At 66.6% G+C, this 4287-nt stretch carries 7 protein-coding genes; 4 read left to right on the forward strand and 3 right to left on the reverse strand.

Annotated elements, in window-relative coordinates; all coding sequences use genetic code 11:
* The coding region (locus Q1K70_RS02825; protein ID WP_300155460.1) for a hypothetical protein at positions 1-357 on the forward strand (357 nt) is incomplete at its 5' end.
* A 102-nt stretch (positions 358-459) separates the two neighbouring features.
* Positions 460-1038, forward strand: coding sequence for a class I SAM-dependent methyltransferase (locus Q1K70_RS02830; RefSeq protein WP_300155463.1), 579 nt, complete (start codon positions 460-462; stop codon positions 1036-1038).
* A gap of 358 nt (positions 1039-1396) precedes the next feature.
* Here the strand turns inward: Q1K70_RS02830 and Q1K70_RS02835 are convergent, their stop codons facing one another.
* From Q1K70_RS02835 to Q1K70_RS02845, 3 genes are read right to left on the reverse strand one after another with little or no spacing between them, the layout of a single operon-like run.
* The gene (locus tag Q1K70_RS02835; RefSeq protein WP_300155466.1) at positions 1397-1837 is read right to left on the reverse strand and encodes a DMT family transporter; all 441 of its coding nucleotides are present in this window, start codon (positions 1835-1837) and stop codon (positions 1397-1399) included.
* A 14-nt stretch (positions 1838-1851) separates the two neighbouring features.
* Positions 1852-2259 carry a YccF domain-containing protein gene (locus Q1K70_RS02840; RefSeq protein ID WP_300155469.1) on the reverse strand — a complete coding sequence of 136 codons (408 nt, stop codon included), beginning with the start codon at positions 2257-2259 and terminating at the stop codon, positions 1852-1854.
* Positions 2260-2273: 14 nt separating this feature from the next.
* Positions 2274-3110, reverse strand: coding sequence for a rhodanese-like domain-containing protein (locus Q1K70_RS02845; protein ID WP_300155472.1), 837 nt, complete (start codon positions 3108-3110; stop codon positions 2274-2276).
* A 111-nt stretch (positions 3111-3221) separates the two neighbouring features.
* On the opposite strand from Q1K70_RS02845, the gene Q1K70_RS02850 reads away from it, so the two are divergent.
* A complete protein-coding gene (locus Q1K70_RS02850; protein ID WP_300155474.1) occupies positions 3222-3722 on the forward strand; it encodes a rhodanese-like domain-containing protein in 501 nt (166 codons plus the stop codon).
* Positions 3719-4138 (forward strand): MauE/DoxX family redox-associated membrane protein, encoded by a 420-nt coding sequence (locus Q1K70_RS02855; RefSeq protein ID WP_300155477.1) that lies wholly within the window; start codon positions 3719-3721, stop codon positions 4136-4138. The genes Q1K70_RS02850 and Q1K70_RS02855 overlap by 4 nt, the downstream gene beginning before the upstream one ends.
* Positions 4139-4287 lie beyond the last annotated feature (149 nt).

A 4287-nucleotide genomic window follows, 5' to 3' on the forward strand; every position in this document is an offset into this window, starting at 1 on the left:
GCGCATGGTCGTCGCCGCCTGATCCCGCGCCTTTCCTCCCCCGCAAAAGCCAGGACGCCCGGTCACGGGCTCCTGGCTTTTTTTATGCCCCTTGTCCGACCCGCCCGAGGCACCCGGGTCGCGCTCGGCGTTATGGCGCAAGCAATATACGTCACCGCGCAGCCGATGACGCATTTGGCCCTGCCGGGCTGGCATCATTCCCTTTGTTTTACAAATACGTTGACGCCATGCGAGAGCGTGCCTATCATCTGCTCGAAAAACTCAAGTTCATGCCGCTTCGACAATACATCCATACAAGCGACATCAAACAAGACAAGTATTACATTAAACAAACAACAGAGCAAACACCATCCATAAACACGAGGGAGCTACACCACAATGCCACAGCAGGGTGCATACAAGAACCCAATATCGAAGTACGTGCATGAATATATGTTCTGGAAGAAATACCTTGGCAAGATGGGATTTCTTCCAAATGCCCATTACGAATCGAATTTCACGACGCTTTTCGGCGTCGGCAAAGAATTCTACGACGGCAAACGCCTTCTCGACATCGGCTGCGGACCGTGCGGCTCCCTCGAATGGGCCGACAACGCCCTGGAACGCGTCGGCCTCGACCCCCTGGCCGAAGCCTACCAATACCTGGGCTCGGACACGCACAAGATGACCTACACGCCCGACTTCGCCGAAAACATATCCTTTCCCGACCAACACTTCGATGTCGTCACTTCCATCAATTCCCTGGATCACGTGGACAACCTCGAAAAGGTCGTGGCCGAAATCGACCGCGTCCTGCGCAAAGGCGGCCACGTCCTTATCGCCTGCGAAGTGAGCCCCAACGCCAAGCCCTGCGAACCGACGCTCATCGGCTGGAACCTGGCCAACACCTTCAAAGGCGACTGGCAGGTGATCGAAGAATCGCGCTTCCCCTTCTCCATCAGCGTGTCCGCCTCCATTCTCCAGGGCCAGCCCTACGCCCCCAACGACGAAACGCCGGCATCCGGCGTCCTGCGGCTGATCCTGCGCAAGGGATTGTAAACGGCACGACGTTTCGGGCGAGGAGCGGGGCGCTGCCCCGGACCCTGCCAGGGCTGTGCCCCGAACCCCACTGGGGGGAGTGACTCCCCCCAGGCTCCCCCGTCGGCGTGGTCGGGCGGGGGAGCTGCGGTTACCGGTGCGATTGGCGTTGGCGGACTGAAGATGGGGGCGGAATTTTGCCTGCCGCTGCCGCCGCTGACGCGGCAGGCTCGGCAGGCGAAATTCCGCCCCCATTCTTCGGTCCCCTACGCGACCGACCTCCCGCCTCCCGCCGAACCACGCCGACGGGGGGGCCTGGGGGGAGTCACTCCCCCCAGTGGGGTTCGGGGCAAAGCCCCGATCCGATGCCTTTGTCCCCCTAGAAGCGTATCAGGTACACGCCGGCGGCCAGCAGCACGCTGCCGAGCAGGCGTTTGCCGTCGAAGGGGATGTGGGGGAAGCCCAGCAGTCCGAAGTGGTCCAGGGCCATGGAGGCGGCGAGTTGGCCGGCCAGGGTGAGGGCGACCATGGCTCCCGCGCCGATGCGCGGGGCCAGGATGACGGTGGCGGTGACGAAGAACGCGCCGAGCGACCCGCCGATCCAGTACCACCAGGGCGCGGCGGGCATGGCCCGGGAGAAGGGTACGCCCTGGCCGATGACGGCCAGGACCAGGGCCAGGGCGATGGTGCCCACGAGAAACGACACGAAGGCGGCCGGGATGGCGCCGTCCACCATGCCGGCAAGCTTGGAATTGATGCCGGCCTGCACGGGCATGAACATGCCGGCGGCCAGGGCCAGGATGAGGTAGGCCGACTGCATGGGCGCTCCGTGGTTCAGTACTGCTTGTCGATGACGGTCTTGCCGATGGGGGCCAGGGCCAGGCCGGCCAGCTTGAGGTGTTGCAGGGCGAAGGGGATGCCGATGATGGTGATGAAGTTGGCCACGGCGGCGAGGAGGTGGCCGATGGCCAGCCACACGCCGGCCAGCACGAACCAGATGATGTTGCCGACGAGTCCCAGGAGGCCGGTGCCGAGGTCTTCGCCGGAGACGTGGCGGCGGTCCACGACTTCCTTGCCGAAGGGCCAGAAGGACAGGTTGCCGATCACGAAGCAGGCCCGGGTCCAGGGCAGGCCGATGATGGTGATGGCCATGAGGATGCCGGCCAGGTACCAGCCGATGCCCATCCAGAAGCCGCCGAGGATGAGCCACAGGATGTTCATGAGGAAATTGACGGGTTGCATGGGTGCTCCTTGGGTTATTGCGCGGCGGTTTGCTTCATGAGGTTGGCCACGGCGCGCAGGTGGGCTTTTTCCTCCTGGGCCAGGGTCGCGTACAGGGTGGCCGCTTCGGGATCGTCGGCTTTTCGCGACAGGCGGGAATAGAGGTCCAGGGCTTGGGCTTCCACGGACGCGGCCAGTTCCAGCGCCTCCTGGGCGGATTCGGGTGCGCCGCCGAGCTGGTCCAGGAAGGCCTGGCCGGGCAGGCCGCCTTCGAGTTGCGTGGCCGCGCCTGCGAGCAGGGCGTCGACGTCCGATGCGTCGCCCGTGGCCTTGCGGTAGAGGGTGTGGACGTAGTGGAGGTGCCGGTCCTCGAACCCGGCCAGGCGTTCGAAAACGGCGCGCGTTTCCGGGTTTTCGGCGTCCCTGGCCAGGGTCCTGTAGAAGCCGCCCAGGGCGGCTTCCATGCCGAGGGCGATGCGCAGGACGTCGGCCGGGGCCTCGTCGCCGCGAAGGAGCGTCATGCCGGCGTCCGGCGGGCCGGACGCGGCCGCGCCCTGCCAGGCCATGGCCCCGCCGAGCATGTTGACGATGCGGGGGAAGCCCGCCCCGGCCAGGAGCTTGGCCGCGGCGGCGCTGCGGCCGCCGGAGCGGCAGTAGACCACCACCGGCCGGTTGCGGTCCAGGGCGTCGAGCCTGTCCGGCAGGTCGGGCAGGGGGACGAGCCGGGCTCCGGGCAGGTGGAATTCCTCGTATTCCGGCTCCATGCGCACGTCGACGAGCGTCAGTTCGTCCTGGCGCGAGGCGTCGAGCAGCCGGCGCACCTCCTCGGCGGAGGCGTTTTGTATGGGGTCCGGGGCGGCTTCGCGCGACACGGGTATCTCCGGGGTTACTGGTTGCGCAAGGGCCGGCCGTTGGGGTAGGAATCGGCCACCCTGCCCACAGCATATGCGCGTGGCGGGGAAATCTTGTCAAGGCGGGAGCGTATGACGCAGGCGCGGTTTGCCGCCCCGGTCTGGTTCGAACTGGTTTGCATCCTTCTGCTCGGGGGAGGCCTTTCCGTGGCCATGAATCTGGCCCGGGAGGAGCCCGTGCCCTGGGTGATCGACTTCGCGGCCATGGAGCGGCGCGACGCACTCAAAAAGGGCCTGGAGACGGTGGACGCCCACGGCGCGCGCATCATGCTCGGCAAGCCGGGCGTGGTCTTCATCGACGCACGCACGCCCGAGGAGTACGCCCTGGGCCACGTGGCCGGGGCCAGGAGCCTGCCCCAGGAGGCCATGTACGGCGACCTGGACGAGGCGACCAAGACCCTGGGTCTGTCCCAGGAGGACAGGCTCATGGTCTATTGCGGCGGGGTGCTGTGCGACAAGAGCCAGGAACTGGCCGAGGCCTTGCGCACGGCCGGCTTCCCCTACGTCACGGTGGTGACCGACGGCTTCGACGGCTGGGTGGCGGCGGGCGGCCCCACGGAGGGCGGCATATGAGGGTTGTGTATTTCCTGTTGCGCGTCGCCCTGGGCGGCATCTTCCTGGCCGCCGCCTGGGACAAGATCGTCGATCCCCTGGCTTTCGCCAAGATCATCCGCAACTACCAGATCGTGCCGGACATGCTGGTGGGCGGCGTGGCGCAGGCGCTGCCCTGGATCGAGGTGGTGGTGGGCATGTGCCTCATCACGGGCCTTTTCGCGCGCGGGGCGAGCTTTTCCGCCACGCTCATGATGGCGGTCTTCCTCTCGGCCATGGCCTGGGCCTGGCACAAGGGCATCAGCACCCAGTGCGGCTGCTTCACCACCAAGGCCGACGACGCCATTTCGGTGAGGACCTTCATCCGGGACGGCTCCACCCTGGCCCTGGCCCTGCTCGTGACCACGGGCAGCTTCCTTGGGGCCAGGCGGGTCTGAGGGGCGCTTGCGTGTCCGGGGTGAAGATCATCCCCATCGGCCAGCCCCGCACGGTGCGGGAGCGGCTGCTCGAGGCGCTCGGCGACCTGCTCGCCCGGCAGGGCTTCGACGGGCTGTCCCTCGAGGCCGTGGCCAGGGCGGCGGGGCTC

This window comes from Solidesulfovibrio sp. (assembly GCF_029978005.1).
Classification (GTDB): Bacteria; Desulfobacterota; Desulfovibrionia; order Desulfovibrionales; family Desulfovibrionaceae; genus Solidesulfovibrio.